Origin of the sequence: Glycomyces lechevalierae (assembly GCF_027622945.1) — a bacterium.
GTDB lineage: Bacteria > Actinomycetota > Actinomycetes > Mycobacteriales > Micromonosporaceae > Glycomyces > Glycomyces rutgersensis.
Genome location: NZ_JAPZVQ010000016.1, coordinates 98,276 through 121,830 on the forward strand (window position 1 = coordinate 98,276; position 23,555 = coordinate 121,830).

A 23,555-nucleotide genomic window follows, 5' to 3' on the forward strand; every position below is an offset into this window, starting at 1 on the left:
ATCTCCGGATGGACCCGATCACCGCCCTGCTCGATGCCCCGCGCGCACAGGGCGCCTTCCTGCTGCGGGTGACGATGACGCCGCCGTGGTCGGTCAGGATCGAGGACGAGGCGCCGCTGACGATCGTCGCCGTGACATCGGGATCGGCCTGCTACGCACCCGACGGAGGCGAGCCGGTCCGACTGCTTCCGGGCGACCTGATCCTGATCGCCCGCCCCGACCCGTACCTGTTCGCCGACACCCCCGACCGGCCGCCGCAGGCCCTCATCCACCCCGGCGGCCGATGCGAGACCCCGGCGGGCGCGAGCCTGGAACTGCCCATGCGACAAGGGGTCCGGACCTGGGGCAACGCCACGCAGGGCCAGGACACGATGCTCGTGGGCACCTACCCGAGCGTCGGCGCGGCCGGGTCGCGACTGCTGAGCGTGCTGCCTCCGACGATCCTGGTACGCGAAGCGGAGCACCGCACCGGACTCATCACGGTCCTCGCCAATGAGATCCAAGGCGACGGCGTCGGCCAGGCCAGCCTGCTCGACCGGCTCCTGGACGGCCTCACCGTCACGGCGATCCGCCACTGGGTCGAGTCGCCCCAGGAGCGACCGCCGGGATGGCTCGGCGCCGGCGCCGACCCGGTCGTCGGGGCGGCGCTCGACCTCATGCACGACCAGACCGCCGAGGCCTGGACCGTCGCCTCCCTGGCGCGGCGTGTCGGACTGTCCCGGGCCGGATTCGCCCGCCGGTTCACCACCGCGGTCGGCGAACCCCCGATGTCCTACCTGACCGCCTGGCGCCTAGCGCTCGCCGCCGACCGGCTCCGCCACGACGACGCGCCGGTCTTCCGCGTCGCCGCCGAGGTCGGCTACCGGAGCCAGTTCACCTTCAGCACCGCCTTCAAACGCCACTACGGCGACAGCCCTCTCGCCTACCGCCAGAGGCGCAGCTCGTGACTCCCGCTCTCGTCTGCCATTTCAACTCCGTCCATCTCAACTCCGGCCATCCCAACTCCCCGGGTGACCGGACCCGTTGTACGGCAGAGGGTTCCCGGTTCCACCGGTGAGGAGCACGGCGAAGCGACGGCAAATCAAGGACGACATCGTCCCCGGGCGAAAGCGCGGGGCGGAGCGGGGGCCGTGCCGAGTGCCCGGTCGCGTCAGAGGGCGTACGCGCGGCGGCGCAGGAGGAGGTTCTGGGTGGTCAAGCCGATCGCCACGTAGGCGTAGAGCGATGCGGCGCCGAGGATGCCCACCCCGTCGGCTTGATCGATCCACAGGCCGAATCCCAGGTGCACGGCGAAGGAGAAGAACCACAGCCCGCTCGTGATCACCGTGCCCTGACGAAGCACGCCGCCTTCGGGCGCGCGCCATACCGACACCGTCCGTGCGCGGGCGGCGCCGAGGACCGCGACAGCGGCCAAGCTGACGCCAAGCAGCACGATGGGCGTCGCGGTGAGCGGATGGAACTTCACGACCGAGGCGACGCCGAACGCGATGCCCGCCGCACCCAGCACGGCGAAGAGCGCGGGAGCGATCAGCGACCCGACCGGGCGGACCGGCCGGGCTCGCAACTGGCGCACCACCACGAACGCGACCACCAGTGCGGCAAGGGAATACGCGGTCATGCTCTCCACGACGACCTCCATGAGCGGGTGTGGCCCGGGGGCGAGGGCGTGGGTGATACTAGGACCTCGCGAGGCGCGTCGATCGGTGCGGCCCGCACGCGGGCCGTGAACGCCACTGCGCCGCGGCGCTTCGGGGCGACGCCGGCCCTCGGTCTGCTCGACGGCCCCCGCCACATTGCACGGCACAGTGAGACGTGCCGGATCCGGACGTATGGCGGACGGTCGTCCGTGGCGAAGAACAAAAGCCCCGTTCACTGCAGAGAACTGCAGACCAACGAGGCTTTCACTATGGTGGCCAGGGCCGGGATCGAACCGGCGACCTATCGCTTTTCAGGCGATCGCTCGTACCAACTGAGCTACCTGGCCAGGAGGCGCGTCGCGCGCACCGCCGTGAACACTGTACAGCACCGCCGGTCACGCACTCCAAGCGGCATTGCCGCCAACGTGACGCCGGCCCCTGCCCGCGCCCGGCGGCCCCGCCGCGGCCGTTTCACCGCCCTGACCAGGCCGACCCCAAGGGCCGCAACCCCTTCCGGAGGCGTGATCATGGGCGTCGGCGCGCGCGGGTAGCGTAATGGGACCCGACCCCCGAGGAGGTTTCTGTGACCCGACTCGCTGCCACCCCACCCATGGGCTGGAATTCATGGGATGTGTTCGGAACATCGGTGACCGAAGCCGAGACCCGCGCCAACGCCGCCTTCATCGCCGAGCACATGGCCGGACACGGCTGGGAGTACGTGGTCGTCGACATCCAGTGGTACGACCCCGCGGCCCGCGCCGGCGGCTACAACCTGGGCACCCGCCTCACCCTCGACGAGTACGGCCTCCCCCAGCCGGCCCCGAACCGCTTCCCCTCGGCGGCGAACGGCGCCGGGTTCAAACCCCTCGCCGACTACGTGCACTCCCTGGGCCTGAAGTTCGGCGTCCACATCCTCCGAGGCGTCCCCCGCCAAGCCGTCGCCGCGGACACCCCCATCAAAGGCAGCGAATACTCGGCCGCGCAGATCCCCGACCGGGAGCGGGTCTCCTCCTGGATCGACGACAACTGGGGCATCGACCACTCCCACCCGGGCGGCCAGGCGTACTACGACGCCCTGGTCCGCCAGTTCGCGGACTGGGGAGTGGACTACATCAAGGCCGACGACATGATCGCCCCCTACTGGGAGGACGAGGTCGAGGCCTTCTGGCACGCGGTCGACCGCGCCGACCGCGACATCATTCTCAGCCTCTCCCCCGGGATGAGCCTCTCCACCGACCACGCCCGGCACCTCCAGGCGCACTCGCACCTGTGGCGCATTTCGGCCGACCTCTGGGACCGCTGGCGCGACATCGACACCCAGTTCGACCTGCTCCGCGACTGGGCCCCCTACGCCGGCCCCGGCCACTGGCCCGACGCCGACATGCTCCCCGTGGGCCACATGGGCATCCGCGCCGAAGTCGGAGAACCCCGGGAGAGTCTGCTGACGCCCGACGAGCAGCGGACCATGCTCACCCTGTGGTGCATCGCCCGCTCGCCGCTCATGGTCGGGGCCGATCTGCCCTCGTCGAGCGCTGAAACGATCGAACTGCTGACGAACCCCGAAGTCCTCGCGGCCCAACGCCACCCCGCCCCCGCCCGGGAGGTCTGGCGCGAAGGCCGGCACGTGGCCTGGGCCTCCGAGGACGGCGCCTTCGCAGCGGTCTTCAACCGGAGCACCGAGGCGGCCGAGCTGCAACTGCCGTGGGAGACCCTGGGTCTGGCCCGGCCGGACGGGTTGCGCGACTGCTGGAAACGCTCGGACATCGTGCCCGGGGATCACCTCCGGGCGAAGCTCCAGCCGCACAGTGCGACGCTGTTCCGCTTGTCCTGACAGGTCATCAGGAGGTCATCGGCCTTTTGCCGGTGGGTGGTGTTGCCGACGGGCGATTCGCCGGTCGACTGAAGGGCGACGGGCATACGTGTAGAGGGCGGCCGGGCTGGTGTGTCCGGCCGCCCTCTGGTGTTCCTCCATGGAGGAGGTGTGGCCTGTGCGGGGACCGCGCGCGGGCGGCTTCCCGCGCGCGGTCTCGGTATGGTGGCGTTCGCGAAATCCCTCTTGTCGCCGCCATCCCGCAAGGCCAGATGGCTTTTTTGATCCAAGGCTGACACATGTTGTAGTTGCTCTGCAACAGAAAGTTTCTGCCTGTGGATAACTTTCCGCGCGACGACATCCTTGCTGGACACGGCCTTGTGGAGAGTTGTGAAAGCGGTGGCGGAGGTACTGCTGGCTTGGTGATTCTGGGACATGCAGCAACGGTGTCACGGGTTGCGTTTATTCGGCAACCGTGAGTTTTCTTCTTGTGGATAACTTTGTGGATCGCGCCAGGACCTCAGGTCAGGCGCTCACGGCCGCTTCGGGGTCGGTCATCCACTGGACCAGTTGGATGATGACGCCGTTCGGGTCGGCGGTCTGGAAATAGCGCTCGCCCCATTCCTCGGTTTCGATCGGCGTCGTGATGGTGACGCCCTCGGCCTGGATTCGGGCGTATTCGGCGTCGATGTCGTCGACGACGAAGGCGAGCAGGAGGCCGTCGGCATGGCCCTTGGCGCTCTCCGGCTTGAAGGTGGGCAGGCCCGTCTTCAGGAAGATGACGTTGAAGCCGGCGTCAGGGCGCGAGAGCGATACGAAGCCCTCGGCGGCCATGTCCTCCGTGAAGCCGTAGTGGCGCTTGAGGAATTCAGCCGAGGCGGTCGGGTCGGCGACGTTGAGCGAGACGGCGGATGAGGTGATGCGCATGTGCGGCTCCTTTTCTTCGTACGTTGTATATTGTACAACGTACGATGTACGGCGTACGAAGACTTCGGTTAGGATTTCTCCGTGACTGCCGCCACCGAGACACCGAAGCCGCACCTGCTCGAACTGCTCTGGAGGGCCGCCCCCGAGACCGGGCGCGGGCCGCGCAAGAAGCTGACCGTCGACGAGGTCGTCGCCGCCGCGATCAGGCTGGCCGATGCCGAAGGGCTGGAAGCGGTCACGGTGCGGCGCCTCGCGCAGGAGCTGGGGAAGGCCCCCATGACGCTCTACACGTACGTGCCGGGGAAGAGCGAACTCGTCGCCCTGATGCTCGACTCGCTGTTCGAGGTCATGCAGCGGGGCGAGCACTCCGGGAGTTGGCGGGAGCGGCTCACTGCCGTGGCGCGGGAGAACTACGCGCTCTACCGCGCGCACCCGTGGGCCGCGGCCGCGTCGCCGAGCCGGCCGCCGCTCGGGCCCGGGCAGTGCGCGAAGTACGAGCATGAGCTGCGGGCACTGGAAGGCTTGGGGCTCAACGATGTCGAGATGGACGACAGCCTGGCCTACCTGCTCGCCTTCGTCCGCACCGCCGCGCAGGACGCCGCCCAGGCCGATGCCGAGCGCGCGATGAGCGGCATGGACGACCAGGAGTGGTGGGAGGCCAACGGGCCCCTGCTCGCGAAGGTCCTCGACGCCGAGCGCTTCCCGACCGCCGTCCGCGTCGGCCAGGCCGCCGGCGAGGCGCACGACGCGGCATACGACGCCCGGCACGCCTTCGAGTTCGGCCTGGGTCGGACGCTCGACGGGCTCGCCGTCCTCATCGAACGCTGACCCGAACGGGATCGGGCCCGCTCGCCGGGAAGGCGAGCGGGCCCGATCCCTGTGCTCAGACCTGCAGCGGGACGTTGAGGGTGGCCGGCTTCCACCTGCGGCGCGAGGCCACCACCAGCGAGGAGAGCGCCAGCGAGCCGACGAGGTAGGCGGCCAGGACCAACAGCGCCTTGACGACGTGCGAGCCCTCGCCGCCGCTGATGGTCACGCGCAGCGCGTCCACCACGTAGCTCATCGGCAGCAGCGGATGCAGCGTCTGGAAGAACCCCGGCGTCGTCTCCACCGGATACAGGCCGCCCGCGCTCGTCAACTGCAGCATCAGGAGCACGACCAGCAGCAGGCTCCCGGCCGTGCCGAACGCGAGCTTGAACAGGTGCGCCATGGCCGTGAAGGTCAGGATCACCAGGATCGACAGACCGACCGTGTCGAACGCGTCCTTCGGGTCGAGGCCGAGCCCGAGCTCCACCGCCAGGTAGAGGACGAGCGCCGAGGCGACGCCGAGGACCGCGCCGGGGAGCCAGCCGCCGATGGCGATCGGGACGGAGCGCAGCGGCCCGGCCAGCGCCCGGCTGTTCACCGTACGCAGTACGAGGTAGCCCATGAGGCCGAAGACCCACAGGGCGATCGCGATGAAGAACGGTGCGAGCCCGCGCCCGTACGTGCCCGCCGGGTTGAGGTTGTCCTCGTGGACGGTGACGGGGCTGCCGTAGGCCTCGGCGTTGCCGGCGTCGTCGGCCGGGTTGGTGCTCGGGACGGACTGGGCGGCGGTGGCGAGGTTGGTCGCGAGGGTGTTCGCGCCGTCCTGGAGATCGCTGAGGCCGTTGGAGAGGTCGTCCGCGCCGTTCTGGGCGGTGGAGGCGGCGTCGGCGACCTGGGAGGCGCCGGTGGCGACGTCGGCGGCGCCGGTCTGGAGGTCGGTGAGGTCGCTGGAGGCCTGGTCGAGTGTGTCCGTGGAGGTGTCCTGGACGGTGGTGTTGGCGGATTGGATGTCGTCGTTGACCCCGTTGGCGTCGTCGATGTAGGTCTGGAGCTGCGCGCACGCGTCGGGGTCGGCGGTGTCGGCGCCGCAGAGGGTGCTGTAGACGCCGTTGAGGTCGCTGTTGGCGCGTTCGGAGAGGTCGGCGGCGGAGGAGGCGCCGGTCTGGATCTGGCTCCAGTTGTCGGCGAGGGTCTGGATGACGGGTTGGGCGACGTCGACGGCCTGGTCGACGCCGTCGCTGACCTGGGAGGCGCCGTCGGCGACCTGTTGGGCGCCTGCGGTGAGGTCGCCGAGGCCGCTTTCGAGTTGGTCGGCGCCGGACTGGGCGGTGCCGATGCCGTCGGCGAGCTGGTTCGCGCCGTCGGCGGCTTCGGTGAGGCCCTGGTGGAGTTCGGTGAGGTCGCCGAAGATGGTGGTGGCGAAGGTGACGTAGACGGCGGTGTTGATCTGGTTCCGCAGTTCGGATTCGACGGTGGAGGCCATGATGCCGGCGACGTAGCCGTTGGCGTCGTTGAGTTCGAAGTCGACGGTGGCCTGCTCGGGGTCGCTGCCGGAGAGGCTGGCGAGGCGGGTGGAGAAGTCTTCGGGGACGGTGATGGTCATGTAGTAGTCGCCGGCTTCGAGGCCGCGGCGGGCCTCGTCGGCGGAGACGAACCGCCAGTCGAAGATGCGGTCTTCCTTGAGCTGGTCGACGAGTTGGTCGCCGCCGTTGATGGCGGTCGTCTCGCCGTTGTTCTCGACGCTGGCGCCGGTGTCCTCGTTGACGACGGCGACGGGCATGTGTTCGAGCTTCCCGTAAGGGTCCCAGGCGAACCAGAGGTAGAGGCCGCCGTAGACGAGCGGGATGAGGACGATGGCGACGAGTGCGGCGGTGCGGATGGGGTGGCCGCGGAAGCGGCGGAGCTCGGCGGCGGCGAGCTGGAAGGGGCTGAGCAGTGCTCGCATCATCGGTGGCCTCCGTTTCGGTCGCGCCGGTGGGGCGCGGTGGCGGTCGGTTCGGGTTGGGCGCGGAGGTCGACGACGGTGTCGGCGGGCGGGTCGGAGCGGGTGCAGGTGACGAGGACGAGCTGGCCGGCGTCGGCGACGGTGCGGAGGGCGTCGAAGACGCGTTCGGAGCCGGCGGTGTCGAGGCCGTCGTCCGCGTCGTCGACGGCGATGGCGGGGGTGCGGGCGGCTGCGGCGCAGGCGATCGTGAAGCGGATCTGGTCGATGCGGGGGAGGAAGCCGAAGGTGTCGCCGGTGTCGACGTTGACGGCGAGGCGGTCGAGCCAGGCGTTGATGTTGGCGCGGGTCGCGGCGCCTTTGGAGACGGTGACGGTCTCCTTGATGCAGGTGCGGACGGTCGCGTAGGGGTCGAGGCGGATCGGGGGTCCGGCCTGGGCGATGGTGAAGCGGCGGCGGATGTGGCCGGGCCTGGTCTCGCCGTCGACTTCGAGTGTGCCGCTGCTGAACGGGAAGCGGCCGGTGAGGGCGAGGAGGAGCGAGGTGCGGCCTTCGCCGCCGTCGCCGCAGAGGGCGACGGTCTGGCCGAGGGAGGCGGTGAGGGCGATGTCGGTGAAGATCGGGCCCTGGCGGCCGGCGGCCGTGAGGCCGTGGGCGGTGAGGAAGGGGGTGCCGTTCGGGCGTTCGAGGACGGCGGTGTGGTCGAGCGGTTCGGGGTGGAGGGGGCCGGGGTGCGCGGGTCGGTCCGTCGCGGCGGCCGCGCCGCCGTGGGCGGTGCCCGGTTCGGTTGCGGGGTGGGCGGGTCGGACCCGGGTTTGGTCGCCGTCGGCCGGTGTGGGGCCGGTGGCGGGCGCGTTCGTGTGGTCGGCGGCTTCGCCGGTGAGGGGTGCGGTGGGCGGCGCGGTGGCGTCTTCCGGTGTGGTGCGGGCGGCTTCGGTCGCGGCGGTTGGGTGGCCGGGTGCGGCGGTGTCGCCGTTGGCGGAGTCGTCGTCGCTGCCGGGCGTTTCGGGCGTTGGCACCGTCTTATCGCTCCTGTCGCTCATGGGCACTATCCTCACAGGCCCGTGCGCCCGGTTTCGGGCGATTGGGCGGGTTGCTGACCTCAAGAATGTTACTCACGGGTAACTTATGTGCGGAGCGAGGCGGCCCCGCTGTGACCGGCGCGTCCCGCCCGCGGCCCTTACAGTTGAGGCATGTCGGAAACGCAAGCAGCGAAACCAGCGGCTCCCCGCCGCGACCACCCGCGCACTCACCACGGCGACACCGTGAACGACCCGTACGCCTGGCTCAAGGATCCCGAGGATCCGGCCACCGTCGAATACCTCAAGGCCGAGAACGCCTTCGCCGAAGCCCGCACCGCCCACCTCGCGGCGCTGCGCAAGAGCATCTTCGGCGAGATCAAGTCGCGCACGCAGGAGACCGACCTCTCGGTCCCGGTCCGCAAGCGCGGCTGGTGGTACTACGGCCGCACCGAGGAGGGCAAGCAGTACGGCATCCAGTGCCGCCTCAAGGCGGACGGTGACACCCCGCCCGAGATCGAGGCCGGGACGGCGATCGAGGGCGAGGAGATCCTGGTCGACGGGAACGAGCTCGCCGAAGGGCACGACTTCTTCTCGCTCGGCACCTGCGACGTCTCCCCGGACGGGAACCTGCTCGCGTACGCCGTGAACTACTCGGGCGACGAGCGGTTCACCTTGCGGTTCAGGGACCTCCGCACCGGGGAGGACTTCCCGGACGACATCCCGAACGTGTTCTACGGGGGCTCGTGGTCGCTGGACGGCTCCGTGTTCTTCTACACCAAAGTGGACGACGCGTGGCGGCCGTACCAGGTGTGGCGGCACGTGCTGGGCGAGCACGAGGACAAGGACGTGCTGGTCCACCAGGAGGACGACGAGCGGTTCTGGACCGGGATCGACCTGACCCGCTCCGAGCAGTACCTGTTCATCGTCTCGGGTTCGAAGATCACGACCGAGGTCCGCTACCTCGACGCGGCCGACCCCACGGGCGAGTTCAAGGTCTTCGGCAACGGCCGCGTGCAGGGCGTCGAGCTGTCCGTGGACCACCAGGGCGACCGCTTCTGGGTGCTGCACAACAAAGACGCCGAGAACTTCACGCTCGGCTGGACGCCGGTGGAGGACACGACCCAGTTCCACGAGGTCATCCCCCACGACGAGGCGGTGCGGCTCGAGTCGGCCGACGCGTTCGCCGACCACGTGGTGGTCTCGATGCGCCGCGCCGGGCTCTCGCAGGTCGCCATCCTCGGAGGCGAGGACGGCCGGTTGACGGAGATCGCGTTCGACGAGCCGATCTACTCGGTCGGGCTCGGGGAGAACCCGGACTACGACTCGCGGCAGATCCGCCTCGGCTACACCTCGCTCGTGACGCCGTCCTCGGTGTACGACTACGACATCGACGCCGCCGAGCTGCGCCTGCGCAAGCGGACCCCCGTCCTCGGCGACTTCGACCCGGCGGACTACGTGCAGTACCGCGAGTGGGCGACCGCCGCGGACGGCACGAAGGTGCCGATCTCGATCGTCGCCAAGCAGGGCGTCACGGCCGACGGGACCGCGCCGTGCCTGCTGTACGGGTACGGCTCGTACGAGCACTCGATCGACCCGTACTTCTCGATCGCGCGACTGAGCCTGCTCGACCGCGGCGTGGTCTTCGCGATCGCGCACATCCGCGGCGGCGGCGAGATGGGCCGGCAGTGGTACGAGCAGGGCAAGCTGCTCCACAAGCGGAACACGTTCACCGACTTCGTGGACTGCGCCGAGCACCTCGTCGACGTCGGCTGGGCCGCACCGGACCGGATCGTCGCCCGCGGCGGGTCCGCCGGCGGGCTGCTCATGGGCGCGGTCGCGAACCTCGCCCCGGAGCGGTTCGCGGGGGTGCTCGCGGACGTGCCGTTCGTGGACGCGCTCAACACGATCCTCGACCCGACGATGCCGCTCACCGTCATCGAGTGGGAGGAGTGGGGCAACCCGCTCGAGTCCCCCGAGGTGTACGAGTACATGAAGTCGTACTCGCCCTACGAGAACATCGCCGACGTGCGGTACCCGTCGATCCTGGCCGTGACCAGCCTGAACGACACGCGCGTGGGCTTCCACGAGCCCGCGAAGTGGATCGCGAAGCTGCGGCACGAGAGCCCGAACTCGGACGTGCTGCTGAAGACCGAGATGGAGGCCGGGCACGGCGGCCGCTCCGGGCGCTACGACGCCTGGGAGGAAGAGGCCTTCAACCTGGCCTGGGTGCTTGACAAGCTGGGCGCAGCCCAGATTGCCTTGGCGGAGTAGCTGGGCGCAGCCCAGATTGCCTTGGCGGAGTAGCTGGGCGCAGCCCAGATCGCCTTGGCGGAGTAGCTGGGCGCAGCCCAGATCGCCTTGGCAGAGTAGCTGGGCCCAGCCCAGATCGCCTTGGCGGAGCAGCTCGGCGCCGCCGGGCAAGCCATGGGTATTGAGGAGGGCCCGGCCCCGTGACGATTCACGGAGGCCGGGCCCTTCGGCTATTCGGGGCGTTCCTCGTCGTCTGGTGGGACCTCGCGGCGCTGCTCGGCCGCGTCGGCCGGGTCGACCTCGTCGGGGAGCAGCCCCTCCGGCGCCTCGACGGCCTCCTCCGGGTCGTCGTCGGCCGGAGGCTCCGCCGAATCCGCCAGGTCGAACTCGGACAACTCGTCGGACTCGTCCGCCCATTCCTGGTGATAGTTCATATAACCAACCGTAGACGCGCCCAAGCCCGCCCGGCCAGTGAACCACCAGGTAGCCTGAGTTATGCCTTCACACGGCTGTGGGCAATACTTCATCTCGACGCAATAGTTCGAGGCCATCAGACAGCGGCGTCTGAGTCCCGCCCCCGGTCGGGGAGCAATCAACGACTTGTCTAAGGAGCTGGCAGCATGCCTATCGCAACACCCGAGGAATACAACGAGATGCTCGACCGGGCGAAGGCTGGCTCCTTCGCCTACCCGGCCATCAACGTGACCTCGACCCAGACGCTCAACGCCGCGCTGGCCGCGTTCGCCGAGGCCGAGTCCGACGGCATCGTCCAGGTCTCCACCGGCGGCGCCGAGTACCTCTCCGGGCCCACCATCAAGGACAAGGTGACCGGCTCGGTCGCCCTGGCCGCCGCGGCCCACGAGATCGCCAAGAACTACCCGGTCAAGGTCGCGCTCCACACCGACCACTGCCCGAAGAACAACCTCGACTCGTTCGTGCGCCCCCTCCTCGCCATCAGCGAGGAGCGCGTCGCGCGCGGCGAGCTCCCCCTCTTCCAGTCCCACATGTGGGACGGCTCGGCCGTGCCGATGCAGGAGAACCTCGAGATCGCTCAGGAGCTCCTCGCCCGCACCGCGAAGGCCAACATCATCCTCGAGATCGAGATCGGCGTCGTCGGCGGCGAAGAGGACGGCGTCGAGGCCGAGATCAACGAGAAGCTCTACACCACCGTCGAAGACGGCCTCGCCACCGTCGAAGCGCTCGGCGCCGGCGAGAAGGGCCGCTACATGACGGCCCTGACCTTCGGCAACGTGCACGGCGTGTACAAGCCGGGCAACGTGCACCTCCGCCCCGAGATCCTCAAGGAGATCCAGGACGCGGTCGGCGCCAAGGTCGGCAAGGACAAGCCGTTCGACCTCGTCTTCCACGGCGGCTCCGGCTCCACCGCGCAGGAGATCTCCGACGCGGTCGACCACGGCGTCATCAAGATGAACATCGACACCGACGCCCAGTACGCGTTCACCCGCCCGGTCGTCGACCACATCTTCCGCAACTACGACGGCGTGCTCAAGGTCGAGGGCGAGGTCGGCAACAAGAAGGCCTACGACCCGCGCGCCTACGGCAAGCTCGCCGAGGCCGGCATGGCCGCCCGCATCGTCGAAGCCTGCCAGCAGCTCCGCTCGGCCGGCAACAAGATCAATTGACCTTCCCTTCCCCGCAAGGGGAAGGTTTCACCTCATCGCTGAGGGTCGTTTCCTGTTTCGACGCCCGCAGCCCTGGAGGTGGATGCCTCCGGGGTCTTACACGGGCTCCGCAGGCTTTGTCGACCGAAGGTTCGGGTCGCGCCGCAGGCGCGGCCCGAACCTCGCTTTCGGCCAACACCGCCAGCCCGGCGGCAAGAATGTTCTTCGCGGCGTTGACATCCCGGTCATGCCGGGCGCCGCATCGCGGGCATGCCCATTCACGGACCGCCAGTGACAGTGTCTCGTTCTTGAACCCGCACCCGGGAGAGGAACACCGCTTCGAGGTGGCCTCCCAGCGGTCGATGACCACCAGTCGCTTGCCCGCTTGAGCGCACTTGGCCTCCAGCAGAACCCGGAACCGCCGCCAGCCCATCCGCGCGATCGCACGGGCGAGACACCGGTTCTTCACCATCGCCGAGACCCGCAGGTCCTCGATGCAGATCAAGTCGTACTCCCGGACCAGCCGAGTGGTGGCCTGCTGCAGCATGTCCTCCCGGGCCTGGCGCTCCTTGCGGTAGGCGCGAGCAGCCTTGCGCCGCGCCTTCTCGAGGTTCTTCGAGCCGGACTCCTTGCGAGCCATCCGCCGCTGGTACCGCCTGCGGTTAGTCTCCTTCCGCTTTAGGTCAGGGGCCGCGAGCACCGCAGCCCCGTCGGAGGGCACTCCGAATTCGCGGATGCCCAGATCGACGCCGACAGACCTGCCGGAAGGCTCCGGACGCTCTGGCTGCTGGTCCTCGGACAGCTCGGCATTGAGCGCCGCCCACCACGAACCATCCGGCTCGCAGGTCACGGCCAGGCTGGAGATGTCCAGATCGCCGGGAGCGAGGTCGAAGGTCCACACCCACCGCACCGGGCGCTCCATCTTCGCGAGGTGCAGCTCCCCGTCGCGCACCCTGAACGCCGATCTGGTGAGGGTCATCGAGGCCTTGTGCCCCCGGACCTTGAACCGGGGATATGCAGCGCGCCCGGCGAAGAAGTTCGTGAACGCCCGCTGCTGGCGGCGCAACGACTGCTGCAGCGGGACCGCCGAGACCTCATTGAGGAAGGCCAGATCCGGATCGCGCTTCAACATGGTCAAGTAGGCGGACGCTTCGCGAAACGAAGTCGACTTCCCTTCGGCAGCCCAGCGTTCGCGCCGCCAGGCCAGCACCCTGTTCCAGACCAGGCGCGCGCATCCCATGGTGCGCAGCAGGAACGCCGCCTGGTCTGGATCGGGATAGAGCCGGACACGGAACCCTTTGCGCATCAGACGACGCTATCCGGCGACTCCGACATTTCGCGCTGCGGCAGTTCGACACGGTCGCGGTGGGCGTAGGCGAGAAACGCTTCATCGACGATGCGGCGGATATGCCCGGCGGTCCTCGCCCAGTCGAGATGTTCCGGAGCGCCGATGAAGCGCGGCTCTCCGGTGTCGAGGTCGGCCACGATCCCTGTGCGGCCGAACGCTCGCGAAGGTCACGCGGATGCGCGCCTGACCGGGCAGTCGGCAGAAGCGCGCGACCCGCTTGTCGATGACGGGCGCGGAAAGCACCGGGAGGCCGAGGGTGCCCAGCGAGCGCAGATAGTCGTTGCGGACCGTGCGCTTCAAGAGCAGGTTGAGGGACGAGTGAGGAATGAGCCCGGAACCCGCGAGTCAGATGGCCCAGCTGAACCGTGCGGTCTGGCGCAAGTCGAGCCGAAGCTCTGACTCCGGCAACGGCCAGTGCGTGGAAGTGGCCGGGCTGGTTTCGGCTGTCGCTGTTCGTGACTCGAAGTTGCCCACCGAGGGCGAGTTCCCGCACCTGCTGGTGAACCCCGGTGACTGGTCGGCCTTCCTTGCCGGTGTCAAGTCCGGCGAGCGCCGTTAGCAAGGCCCGCAAGTAAACGAGGGCCCGGCCGCGTATTGCGGCCGGGCCCTTCGCGTGCCCTCCGGCAAACCGGGGACACCGGATCGGGGCGGAAACTGGTAGATGTGGACGATGACGTTCAATGTGCGTGTCGCCCTCTGGTTCCCACTGGTCCTCTCGGGCTTCATCGGACCGTTCGGCGTCGCCAGCGCGATCTCCGGCTACCGCAGCGGGGACTGGTTCGAACTGTTCTCGGGCATCAGCGCCGTGTTCAGCGTGACCGTCGTGCTGGTTTTCGTGTTCCGCGGCTTCGCGCTCGTCAAGGTCACTCCGGTCCGGATCCGCAGCCACACCCAGACGGGCCCGTTCTCGGTCGCGCTCCACCCAACCGACCGGCTCACCGTCTGGGACGACCGCCTGTTCGTCGTGCACGCCAACGGGTACTCGACCGAGGTGCCCGTCTACCGGATACTGCTGCGCGACGCGGACTGGCAGCGCTTCATCGCGGAAGTCGCCCGCACGTGGGCGCCGCCGTACCACCGGACCCGATGACGCAGCGGGGGCGGCGGGCCATCGGCCTGCCGCCCCGCTTTCGCTCGGGCTACTTCTTGAACCAGACCGTTGATCCGGCCGGGAGGGTGCCGTTCTCCAAGGGGGTGCTGGCGAGGATGACTTCGGTGCCGTAGCCGGCGACCGGGACGGGCTCGTCGCTGAAGTTCACGACGCAGACGACGGCGCCGTTGTCGAACGCGAACGCCTCGTCGCCCGGGTCGGCCAGCCAGGTGAGGCCCGTGACGCTGCCGCGCAAGGTCTTGCGGAGGTTGATCGCGGCCCGGTAGAACTCGAGCGTCGAGCCCTCCACGCCGTCCTCGGCCTCCACCGAGAGGCCCGACCAGTCCGCGGGCTGCGGGAGCCAGGAGCCGCCCGTGCCGAAGCCGAGCGAAGCGCCCTCGCGGGTCCACGGGAGCGGGACGCGGCAGCCGTCGCGGCCGATCTGCTCCCCGTTGGTGCGGAAGAACGTCGGGTCCTCGCGGACCTCGGCGGGCAGGTCCAGGACCTCGTTGAGGCCCAGTTCCTCGCCCTGGTAGACGTACACGACGCCGGGGAGGGAGAGGAGGAGCTGCGTGGCGGCCTTCGCGCGGGCCAGGCCCTGGGCGCCGCCGCCGTAGCGGGTCACGTGCCGCTGCACGTCGTGGTTGGAGAGCACCCACGTGCAGGGGGCGCCGACGCCGGCGTTGTTCGCGATCTCCGCGTCGATCGCCTTGCGGAAGTCCGCGGCCCTGAACGGCGCGAGCACGAGGTCGAAGTTGAACGCCTGGTGGAGCTCGTCGGGGCGCAGGTAGAGGGCGCGGCGCTCGGCCGAGTCCGTCCACGCCTCCGCGACGAAGATCCGGTCCCCGTCGTACTCCTCGATGATCGGGCGCCACGTGCGGTAGATGTCGTGCACGCCGTCCTGGTCGAAGAACGGCGCCAGGGTCGTGCCGATCATCTCGATCGTGCCGTCCCCGCCCGTGTCCGGCAGGCCCTCGGCCTTCACCATGCCGTGCGCGACGTCGATGCGGAACCCGTCCACGCCCCGGTCCAGCCAGAACCGCAGGATCGACTGGAACTCCTCGTGGACCTCCGGGTTCTCCCAGTTCAGGTCGGGTTGCGTGGAGTCGAAGAGGTGCAGGTACCACTGCTGGCCGTCGTCGGTCTTCGTCCACGCCGGGCCGCCGAAGATCGACTGCCAGTTGTTCGGCGGCACATCCGGATTCGCCTGGTCCACGTCGCGGAACCAGTACCGGGCCCGCTCGGGCGAACCCGGGCCCGCCGCCAGCGCGGCCTTGAACCACTCGTGCTCCGAGGAGGTGTGGTTCGGGACGAGGTCGGCGATGAGGCGGATGCCGTGCTCGTGGGCGGTTTCGAGCATCCGGTCGAAGTCGTCGAGGTCGCCGAAGCGCGGTTCGATGGCCCGGTAGTCCGAGACGTCGTAGCCGGCGTCGTTCTGCGGGGAGGCGAAGAACGGCGAGAGCCAGATGGCGTCGACGCCGAGCTTCGCCAGGTACGGGATGCGGCTGCGGACACCCTCGAGGTCGCCCATGCCGTCGCCGTCCGCGTCGGCGAACGACCGCGGGTACACCTGGTAGATGACCGCGTCGCGCCACCACTGTTCACTCATCGCTGCAAGGCCTTTCAGTCTTCTCGGGGTGCCGCACCGGTGGAACCGCGTACGACGAGTTCGGGTCGGAACAGGTATTCCGACGACGGGGTGGGTTGCCCGGCGATCTCGTCGAGCAGGGCCCGGGCGGCGGCGGTCGCGATGTCGCGGACCGGTTGCCGCACGGTCGTGAGCGGGGGGTTGGTGTGGGCGATGAGGGGCGAGTCGTCGTAGCCGACGACGGAGAAGTCGTGCGGGACGTTCATGCCGCGTTCTTCGGCGGCGCGGATCGCTCCCAGCGCCATCATGTCCGAGCCGCAGACGACGGCGGTGGCGCCGCGGTCGATGAGGCGGGAGGCGGCGGCGTGGCCGCCCTGCTCGCCGAAGAGGGTGAGCTCGATGAGTTCGGGGCCGACGTGCTGCATGGCGGCGCGGTATCCGGAGATCTTGCGGCGCACGGGCTAGTACCGGTCGGGGCCGGAGACGAGGCCGATGCGTTCGTGGCCGAGGCCTGCAAGGTGTTCCACGGCGATGCGGGCGGCGACGACGTCGTCGCAGGAGAAGGAGGCCGCCTGGACGCCTTCGGGGTGGCCGGTCACGAATGCGACGGGGAGGCGTTTGTCCTTGAGCTCCTGGTAGCGCTCGGTGCTCGCGGTGGTGTCGGCGTGGAGGCCGGACACGAAGATGATGCCGGCGACGGCCCTCTCCCGGAGCATCTCCACGAACTCGTCCTCGGAGACCCCGCCGGGGGTCTGGGTGCAGAGGACGGGGGTGTAGCCGGAGCCGGCGAGCACATTGGAGATCGTCTGCGCGTAGAGCGGGAAGATCGGGTTCTCGAGTTCGGGCACGACGAGGCCGATGAGGCCGATGGCGTGCTTGCGCAGCGCCTGGGGGCGTTCGTATCCGAGCACGTCGAGGGCAGTGAGGACGGACTGTCGGGTCTGCTGACCGACGCCGGGTTTGTCGTTGAGGACCCGGGACACCGTGGCCTCACTGACCCCGGCCTGCCGGGCGATGTCAGAGAGTCGAAGCCGCATGATGACAGCGTAGCCTATCTGAAATTTGGCAACAGTTTGGTTGCAAGGGTTTCCTGTTTCTGAAACATCTTGCTAACCTTCGAGGAAGTTCGGGGCGCGAGCCCCCGGTCACCGGCCCCCGCCCCCGGGGCCCCTCAATGAGGAGAGAACAGACATGCGCAGAAGGACCCTGGGTATCACCGCCGTCTCGGCCGCCGCCCTCGGCGCGGCCGCCGCCTGCGGTTCGGACGACGGCGACACGGCCGGCGGCGACGCCCCCGAGTTCTCGGGCGAACTGGTCATCTGGGCCGACGAGACCCGCACCCCCGTGCTCAAGGAGTTCGTGAAGAACTTCGAGCAGCAGGTCGGCGTCAAGGTCACCGTCGAGGAGCACGTGGAGACCCTCCGCGAGGACTACCTCACCGCCACCGAGCAGGGCCAGGGCCCCGACATCGTCGTGGGCGCGCACGACTGGGCCGGGCAGTACGCCGGCGCCGGCGCGGTCGCCAACATCACGCTCACCGCCGACCAGCAGGCCTCCCTCAACGAGACCGCCGTCAAGGCCTTCACCGTGGACGGCAACGTCTACGGCGTCCCCTACGCCCTCGAGAACCTGGCCCTCATCCGCAACACCGACCTCGCCCCCGAGGCCCCCGCGACGTTCGAGGAGCTCGTCGAGGCCGGCAAGGCCGCGGGCACCGACGAGGTCGTCATGATGGAGGTCAGCGTCAACGGCAACGCCTACAACGCCTACCCGCTGTTCTCCTCCATGGGCGGCTACCTGTTCAAGGACGACGGCACCGGCACCCTCGACCCGACGGACGTCGGCGTCGACTCCCCCGGCGGCGTCGCGGCGTTCGAGAAGTTCGCCGAGCTCGGCGCGGACGGCGTCCTCAAGACCACCTACGACGCCACGAACTGCACGCCGTTCTTCGTCGACGGCAAGACCGCGTTCCTCATCTCCGGCCCGTGGGCGCTCACCGACGTCCAGGGCGCCGGCCTCAACTACGAGGTCACCGCCATCCCCGGCTTCGCGGGCCAGGGCCCGGCCGCGCCGTTCCTCGGCGTCCAGGGCTTCTACGTCTCCTCGAAGGCCAAGAACGCCGTGTTCGCGCAGGAGTTCGTCTCCAACTACGTGCTCACCGAGGACCTGCAGCTGAAGCTCGCCGAAGCCGGCGGGCGCGTCCCCGCGCTCACCGCCGCCGCCGAGACCTACACCGCCGGCAGCGCCGACGCCCAGGGCTTCGCCGCCGCCGGCGAGAACGCCGTCCCCATGCCGAACATCCCCGCCATGGACGCCGTCTGGGAGCCCTTCGGCCGCGCCGAGGCCGACGCGATCGACGGCGCCTCCACCGGTGCCGAGGCCGCCGCCACCGCCGCGCAGACCATCCGCGACGCCGTCGGCGCCTAGCCCCCAGCGCCCTCCCGCTCACCTCCGACCAGCGAAGGAACGAACGAACGGTGCTCGAACAACCCTCCCGGACGGCCGGCTCCGCCACCGCCGCGGGCCTGATCATCAAGATCGCGGTACTCGCGGTGGTCGCCGCGCTGGCCGTCTGGGCGGCGTTGCCGCTCATCGCGGCCGAGGCCTGGTGGGGCCTCGGCCTCGAGGCGGCCATCGTCGCCGTCGTCTACTACGTCTACCTGCAGCGCCGCGCGATCCAGTTGAAATACCTGGTCCCCGGCACGCTGCTGCTCATCGCCTTCCAGATCCTCCCGGTCTTCCTCACCGTCGGGACCTCCTTCTCCAACTACGGGGACGGGCACCGGGTCCACAAGGACCAGGCCGTCGAGGCGATCATCGCCGCCGGCGTCCAGCAGACCCCCGGCGGCGCCACCTACCTCTTCTCCGTCGGCGAATCCTCCACCGGCGACCTCACCCTCCTCCTCACCGACCAGCGGGACGGCTCCACCTGGGCCGGCACCGAAGAGGGCCTCGCCGAACTGCCCGAAGCGACCGTGGACGCCGCCGGGCGCATCACCGCCGCCCCCGGGTACACGGTGTGGGACCTCGCCGAACTCAACGAGCGCCAAGCCGAGCTCACCGAACTGGCCGTCCCCACGGGTGACGACTCCGGAATCAAGGTGCAGGGCCTCTCCGCGTTCGAAGGCACCTCCACCCGCTCCTACGACGCCGGCTGCGACTGCATCACCGACACCGCCACCGGCACGGTCTGGTACGCCGACAACGAGGAAGGCTCCTTCCTCACCGAGGACGGCGAGGCCGCCCTCGTGGGCTGGCGCGTGAACATCGGCGCCGACAACTACCTCGGCGTCCTCACCGACCCCGACATCCGCGGCCCGTTCCTCGGCATCTTCACCTGGAACGTCCTCTTCGCCGCCGGATCCGTCCTCTTCACCTTCGCCATCGGCCTCGGCACCGCCATGGCCCTCAACAAGCCCTCGATGCGCGGCACCAAGGTGTACCGGACCCTCATGATCCTGCCGTACGCCATGCCGTCCTTCGCGATGCTGCTCGTGTGGGCCCAGATGTTCAACCGCGACTTCGGGCTCGTCAACGACCTGTTCGGCCTCAGCGTCAACTGGTACGGCGGCACCTGGTCGGCCCGCGCGATGGTCCTCATCGCGAACACCTGGCTCGGCTGGCCCTACATGTTCCTCATCTGCCTCGGCGCGCTCCAGGCCCTGCCCTCGGACTCGCTCGAAGCCGCGAAGATCGACGGCGCCACCGGGCTCACGGCCTTCCGCAAGATCACCCTGCCGCTGCTGCTCATCGCCCTCACGCCGCTGCTCATCTCCTCGTTCGCGTTCAACTTCAACAACTTCAACGCGATCGAACTGCTCTCCGGCGGCAGCCCCTTCCGCGCCGGCGACGCCGTCGGCGGCACCGACCTCCTCATCACCTACGCGTTCCGGCAGGCCTTCGGCGCCACCACCGCCGACTACGGCTTCGCCAGCGCCATCAGCGTGTTCATCTTCCTCATCGTGGCCACGATGTCCGCGGTCATGTTCCGCTTCACCCGCAACCAGGAGGACGTGTACTCATGACCGCTCCAGCAGTGCAGCGTGAAGACGCCGTGGACCGCGGGAACGCGGCGACGCGCGGAGGCGCGGTCAAGCGCAAGGGCCGCAACCCGTTCGTGAAATGGGCCGGCGAGTTCGGGTGGCGCCACCTCATCGCCGTGGCCGTGCTCGCGTTCGGGCTCGTGCCGATCGTGTACGTGATCTTGGTGGCGTTCAACCCGAACGGGACGCTCTCCTCGACGAGCCTCCTGCCGACCTCGTTCGGGTTCGGGAACTTCCAGAAGCTGTTCACCGACCCGAACGTGCCGTTCGGGCGGTGGTTCCTGAACTCGCTCGTGATCGCGGTCCCGGCGGCGTTCGTCTCGATCTTCATCTCGTCGCTCGCCGCGTACGCGTTCAGCCGCTTCCGGTTCAAGGGGCGGCGGCCGATGCTGCTGTTCCTGCTGCTGATCCAGATGTTCCCGGCGTTCCTCGCGGTCGTCGCGCTGTACCTGATCTTCGGGAACATCGGCGAGTTCTACCCCGTTGCGGGCCTGAACACGAAGCTGGGGCTCATGCTCGTGTACATGGGCGGGGCGCTCGGCGTCTCGACGTGGCTCATGAAGGGCTTCTTCGACACGATCCCGAAGGAGCTCGACGAGGCCGCCACGATCGACGGGGCGACGCACGCGCAGATCTTCTTCGGGATGATCCTGCCGCTCGCGGCGCCGATCATCGCGATCTCGGGGATCCTCGCGTTCGTGGGCACCATGAACGACTTCATCCTCGCGTCGCTGTTCCTCACCGACCGGCCCGAGATGACCCTCGCCGTGGGGTTGAAGACGCTGACGGCGGACAACTCGCCGGCGAGCTACTTCGGGATCTTCGCCGCGGGCACCCTGCTCACCTCGATCCTCACGGTCGCGGTGTTCATGAGCCTGCAGCGCTACATCGTCTCCGGCCTCACGGGCGGAGCCGTGAAGGGCTAGGGGTTGCGAGCGACCACTGCTCGACACACCGGCGGCCGCACCGGCAGCGGACGCCGAAGGCCCGGGTTCCGGAGAGCCTCCCTCTCCGGGGTCCGGGCCTTTTCGCGTGCGCGCCTACCAGTGCGGGGGGCGTTCGGCGAGGAGGTCGAGGTCGCGGACCGAGAACTCGGACCTGCGGGGGCGCCGGGCGGGGGCCTCGCCCCAGCCGCGGTCGGTGTCGTCGGAGGTCTGGTCGGGGAGCACCGAGAAGTCCTCGTCGAGCTCCACAGCACGCAGGTCGTCGGAGCCGATACGTTCGTCGTCGGAGACAGCCATGCTCCGACTGTACTTCAGGCGGTCCGGAGGGCGGCAACGACGAGGCCCTGAACACCCGGTGAACGGGGGTTCAGGGCCTTGTCGGGGTTGGCTACCGCGCGACGCCGACGAGCTCATAGCCGGCTTCGTCGACGGCCTCGCGGACCTGGTCGACGGTGAGGGCGGCCGCGCTCTTGACGGTGACCTCGCCCGTCTCGAGGGCGACGTCGACGTTCTCGACGCCGGGGAGGGCGCTGATCTCCTGGGTGACGCTGCCAGCGCAGTGGCCGCAGGTCATGCCCTTGACTTCGTACACGGTTTCCATGTCGGCTCCTTCGGTCCGGTGGTGGGTGTTCAGGTTCTGAGCAGTCGGGCCACCGCGTCCGAGGCCTCTTTGACCTTGGCTTCGGCGGCGGTCGGGTCACCCGAGGTCTGCGCTTCGGCGACGCAGTGGGCCAGGTGGCCTTCGAGGAGGTTGAGCGCCACGGCCTGGAGGCCCTTGGTGGACGCCGAGATCTGCGTCAGAATGTCGATGCAGTACTGGTCGTCGTCGACCATGCGCTGGATGCCGCGGATCTGGCCCTCGATGCGCTTGAGGCGGCGCGTGAGCGCGGCCTTGTCCCCGTGGTACCAGTAGTGGTCGTCGTGGCCGGGCGCCTGCGGTGCCGGGGGCGTCTCGCCGGCGACTCCGGTGCGGTCGGTCTGCTCGCTCATGTCGCGCCTTTCAGGTGCTCAGTCCTCCAGCCGCCATCATATACCCCTAAGGGGTATCTCGGCAACTGCTTGTCAGCCAGGTGCAGCGGCCCGTAGTATTCCGTGCCATTGTGCGAAAAATTCTCCCCCCGCCCTTGTCAAGGGCCACAAGGGCCTCTAACGTGAACGCGTCGCACCGGAAACTCGGGGGCACCCCGCCGCCCGCCGCGCGACACCGCCGAATCGACGGGCCCCAGCCTGCTTCGAACCGGGGAACCAGCAGTCGGCGTTTCCACGCAGAGCCGACGGGGTGAATCGCGTCCTCGGGCGCGTAGGGCGACCCTTCCTTCCGCCCGAACCCGACAGCTAACCCGGTAGGCGGCCAAAGGAAGGAGCGCCTCCCTGGTGCGTACCCGGCGAATCACTGCCGCCCTCGCGGCCGCAGCCCTGCTCCCCGTGACCGCGACCCTGTTCACGACCTCCGCCGCCAGCGCGCAGTCGAGCGAGGAGATCCAGGACGAGATCGACCAGCGCCACGACGACCTCGAGAAGGTCATCGAGGACTACAACGCCAAGCGCGAAGAGCTCGACGACGCGAACGCCCTCATCGACGAGATCGAGGCGCAGCTCCCCGCGCTCGAGGCGTCCACCGCCGCGGCGAACGAGGCGCTCGACCAGTACGCCGCCTCGGCATACGCCGGCGGCGACTTCGCCATGGTGAACTCCGTGCTCGACGGCGACCCCGCCGACTTCGCCGACCGCCTCATGTACCTCGACAGCCTCTCCTCGTCCGAGAACGCGGCGCTGCAGGCGAACCTGGCGCAGATCCAGGAGCTCGAGGACCGCCGCGCGGAACTCCAGACGCTCAAGGACAGCGCCGACGAGATCCTCGGCCAGATCGAGAAGCAGCAGGACGAGATCGAGGCCGAGATCGACGACCTCGAAGAGGACTACGACGACGCCTACGCCGAAGAGCACCCCTCGCAGACCGAGTACGACTACGAGGGCTCGTCCGCCGCGGTGGCGTTCGCCGTCGACCAGCTCGGCGAGCCGTACGTGTACGGCGACGCCGGACCGGACTCGTGGGACTGCTCGGGGCTGACGCAGCAGGCGTGGGCCGCGGCCGGGGTGAGCCTCTCGCACAACGCCGCCATGCAGTGGGACGAGACCGCGCGGATCTCCCGCGACGAGCTCCAGGAAGGCGACCTCGTCTTCTACAACGACCTCGCGCACGTGGGCATGTACATCGGCGACGGCGAGATCATCCACGCCCCGAACTCGACCACGGTCGTGAAGATCGTCGACATCGACTACGGCGGCAGCATCGTCGGCTACGGGCGCCCCTAGCGGGGAAGGGCATCGTCCGGGCCTTCACGGCCCGGGAAGACTCCCCGGCGGCGGCACCGGCGGTTCCGATTGCTGACCCTGCTGCTGACCCGCAATGCGCCGATACCGCCGTCGGGGACTGCGTTTCATAGTAGAGAGACCCGTGCGGGCCGCCTCGGGCGCGCGGAACTCCCAGTCGAAGCGGAGGTCCCGGCCGGTGCCGCCCGCCG

22 protein-coding genes, 1 tRNA gene, 1 pseudogene and 1 riboswitch are annotated in these 23,555 nt (G+C 69.2%); of the genes and pseudogenes, 11 read left to right on the forward strand and 13 right to left on the reverse strand.

Going from position 1 to position 23,555, the window contains the following annotated elements; translation table 11 throughout:
* The first annotated feature begins 8 nt into the window (after nt 1-8).
* A complete protein-coding gene (locus tag O2L01_RS21040) occupies nt 9-947 on the forward strand; it encodes an AraC family transcriptional regulator (RefSeq protein WP_270124001.1) in 939 nt (312 codons plus the stop codon).
* A 203-nt stretch (nt 948-1,150) separates the two neighbouring features.
* On the opposite strand, the gene O2L01_RS21045 is transcribed toward O2L01_RS21040, so the two are convergent.
* Nucleotides 1,151-1,618: a hypothetical protein gene (locus tag O2L01_RS21045; protein ID WP_344469284.1), complete on the reverse strand. Its 468-nt coding sequence runs from the start codon at nt 1,616-1,618 to the stop codon at nt 1,151-1,153.
* 289 nt (nt 1,619-1,907) lie between these two features.
* Nucleotides 1,908-1,984: transfer RNA gene (locus O2L01_RS21050), tRNA-Phe, on the reverse strand.
* A gap of 263 nt (nt 1,985-2,247) precedes the next feature.
* Here O2L01_RS21050 and O2L01_RS21055 point away from each other — a divergent pair.
* The gene (locus O2L01_RS21055) at nt 2,248-3,468 is read left to right on the forward strand and encodes a glycoside hydrolase family 27 protein (protein WP_270124036.1); all 1,221 of its coding nucleotides are present in this window, start codon (nt 2,248-2,250) and stop codon (nt 3,466-3,468) included.
* 504 nt (nt 3,469-3,972) lie between these two features.
* Here the strand turns inward: O2L01_RS21055 and O2L01_RS21060 are convergent.
* Nucleotides 3,973-4,374: a VOC family protein gene (locus O2L01_RS21060; protein ID WP_270124003.1), complete on the reverse strand. Its 402-nt coding sequence runs from the start codon at nt 4,372-4,374 to the stop codon at nt 3,973-3,975.
* An 81-nt stretch (nt 4,375-4,455) separates the two neighbouring features.
* Here O2L01_RS21060 and O2L01_RS21065 point away from each other — a divergent pair, with 81 nt between their 5' ends.
* On the forward strand, nt 4,456-5,202 hold the full coding sequence (locus tag O2L01_RS21065) for a TetR/AcrR family transcriptional regulator (protein ID WP_270124004.1): 747 nt from the start codon (nt 4,456-4,458) through the stop codon (nt 5,200-5,202).
* Nucleotides 5,203-5,257: 55 nt separating this feature from the next.
* Here the strand turns inward: O2L01_RS21065 and O2L01_RS21070 are convergent, their stop codons facing one another.
* Both O2L01_RS21070 and O2L01_RS21075 read right to left on the reverse strand, forming a co-directional pair.
* Nucleotides 5,258-7,129, reverse strand: a complete 1,872-nt coding sequence (locus O2L01_RS21070) for a YhgE/Pip family protein (protein ID WP_270124005.1) — start codon at nt 7,127-7,129, stop codon at nt 5,258-5,260.
* Nucleotides 7,126-8,166 carry an ATP-binding cassette domain-containing protein gene (locus O2L01_RS21075; RefSeq protein WP_270124006.1) on the reverse strand — a complete coding sequence of 347 codons (1,041 nt, stop codon included), beginning with the start codon at nt 8,164-8,166 and terminating at the stop codon, nt 7,126-7,128. The genes O2L01_RS21070 and O2L01_RS21075 overlap by 4 nt, the downstream gene beginning before the upstream one ends.
* Before the next feature lie 150 nt (nt 8,167-8,316).
* On the opposite strand from O2L01_RS21075, the gene O2L01_RS21080 reads away from it, so the two are divergent.
* Nucleotides 8,317-10,416, forward strand: coding sequence for a S9 family peptidase (locus O2L01_RS21080; RefSeq protein ID WP_270124007.1), 2,100 nt, complete (start codon nt 8,317-8,319; stop codon nt 10,414-10,416).
* Between the two features lie 209 nt (nt 10,417-10,625).
* On the opposite strand, the gene O2L01_RS21085 is transcribed toward O2L01_RS21080, so the two are convergent.
* Complete coding sequence (locus O2L01_RS21085; protein WP_270124008.1) at nt 10,626-10,829, reverse strand: hypothetical protein; 204 nt, start codon at nt 10,827-10,829, stop codon at nt 10,626-10,628.
* A gap of 186 nt (nt 10,830-11,015) precedes the next feature.
* On the opposite strand from O2L01_RS21085, the gene fbaA reads away from it, so the two are divergent.
* A complete protein-coding gene (fbaA, locus tag O2L01_RS21090) occupies nt 11,016-12,038 on the forward strand; it encodes a class II fructose-bisphosphate aldolase (protein WP_270124009.1) in 1,023 nt (340 codons plus the stop codon).
* Here fbaA and O2L01_RS21095 read toward each other — a convergent pair.
* Entirely contained in the window at nt 12,031-13,323 is a 1,293-nt protein-coding gene (locus O2L01_RS21095; protein WP_270124010.1) for an RNA-guided endonuclease InsQ/TnpB family protein, read from the reverse strand. The two genes, fbaA and O2L01_RS21095, sit on opposite strands and share 8 nt — an antisense overlap.
* Nucleotides 13,323-13,502: a hypothetical protein gene (locus O2L01_RS21100; RefSeq protein ID WP_270124011.1), complete on the reverse strand. Its 180-nt coding sequence runs from the start codon at nt 13,500-13,502 to the stop codon at nt 13,323-13,325. The genes O2L01_RS21095 and O2L01_RS21100 overlap by 1 nt, the downstream gene beginning before the upstream one ends.
* A 212-nt stretch (nt 13,503-13,714) precedes the next feature.
* Between O2L01_RS21100 and O2L01_RS21105 the strand changes: the two genes are divergently transcribed.
* Nucleotides 13,715-13,924, forward strand: coding sequence for a DUF397 domain-containing protein (locus O2L01_RS21105; RefSeq protein ID WP_270124012.1), 210 nt, complete (start codon nt 13,715-13,717; stop codon nt 13,922-13,924).
* A 111-nt stretch (nt 13,925-14,035) separates the two neighbouring features.
* Nucleotides 14,036-14,455, forward strand: a complete 420-nt coding sequence (locus tag O2L01_RS21110; RefSeq protein WP_270124013.1) for a hypothetical protein — start codon at nt 14,036-14,038, stop codon at nt 14,453-14,455.
* A 49-nt stretch (nt 14,456-14,504) separates the two neighbouring features.
* On the opposite strand, the gene O2L01_RS21115 is transcribed toward O2L01_RS21110, so the two are convergent.
* Entirely contained in the window at nt 14,505-16,064 is a 1,560-nt protein-coding gene (locus O2L01_RS21115; RefSeq protein ID WP_270124014.1) for a glycoside hydrolase family 13 protein, read from the reverse strand.
* Nucleotides 16,065-16,078: 14 nt separating this feature from the next.
* Nucleotides 16,079-17,080: pseudogene (locus O2L01_RS25765) on the reverse strand (LacI family DNA-binding transcriptional regulator).
* Nucleotides 17,081-17,234: 154 nt separating this feature from the next.
* Here O2L01_RS25765 and O2L01_RS21130 point away from each other — a divergent pair.
* From O2L01_RS21130 to O2L01_RS21140, 3 genes are read left to right on the forward strand one after another with little or no spacing between them, the layout of a single operon-like run.
* A complete protein-coding gene (locus tag O2L01_RS21130; RefSeq protein WP_270124017.1) occupies nt 17,235-18,470 on the forward strand; it encodes a sugar ABC transporter substrate-binding protein in 1,236 nt (411 codons plus the stop codon).
* Nucleotides 18,471-18,520: 50 nt separating this feature from the next.
* Entirely contained in the window at nt 18,521-20,068 is a 1,548-nt protein-coding gene (locus tag O2L01_RS21135; RefSeq protein ID WP_270124018.1) for an ABC transporter permease subunit, read from the forward strand.
* Nucleotides 20,065-21,012: a sugar ABC transporter permease gene (locus O2L01_RS21140; RefSeq protein WP_270124019.1), complete on the forward strand. Its 948-nt coding sequence runs from the start codon at nt 20,065-20,067 to the stop codon at nt 21,010-21,012. Before O2L01_RS21135 ends, O2L01_RS21140 begins: the two co-directional genes overlap by 4 nt.
* A 114-nt stretch (nt 21,013-21,126) precedes the next feature.
* Here O2L01_RS21140 and O2L01_RS21145 read toward each other — a convergent pair whose 3' ends face one another.
* The 3 genes from O2L01_RS21145 to O2L01_RS21155 form a co-directional block, all read right to left on the reverse strand.
* Nucleotides 21,127-21,327 carry a hypothetical protein gene (locus O2L01_RS21145; RefSeq protein ID WP_270124020.1) on the reverse strand — a complete coding sequence of 67 codons (201 nt, stop codon included), beginning with the start codon at nt 21,325-21,327 and terminating at the stop codon, nt 21,127-21,129.
* A 91-nt stretch (nt 21,328-21,418) separates the two neighbouring features.
* On the reverse strand, nt 21,419-21,631 hold the full coding sequence (locus O2L01_RS21150) for a heavy-metal-associated domain-containing protein (RefSeq protein WP_270124021.1): 213 nt from the start codon (nt 21,629-21,631) through the stop codon (nt 21,419-21,421).
* A 29-nt stretch (nt 21,632-21,660) separates the two neighbouring features.
* Complete coding sequence (locus O2L01_RS21155) at nt 21,661-22,020, reverse strand: metal-sensitive transcriptional regulator (RefSeq protein ID WP_270124022.1); 360 nt, start codon at nt 22,018-22,020, stop codon at nt 21,661-21,663.
* A 205-nt stretch (nt 22,021-22,225) separates the two neighbouring features.
* Nucleotides 22,226-22,396: riboswitch (cyclic di-AMP (ydaO/yuaA leader) on the forward strand.
* Between the two features lie 8 nt (nt 22,397-22,404).
* Here O2L01_RS21155 and O2L01_RS21160 point away from each other — a divergent pair.
* Nucleotides 22,405-23,346 carry a C40 family peptidase gene (locus O2L01_RS21160; RefSeq protein WP_270124023.1) on the forward strand — a complete coding sequence of 314 codons (942 nt, stop codon included), beginning with the start codon at nt 22,405-22,407 and terminating at the stop codon, nt 23,344-23,346.
* Nucleotides 23,347-23,555 lie beyond the last annotated feature (209 nt).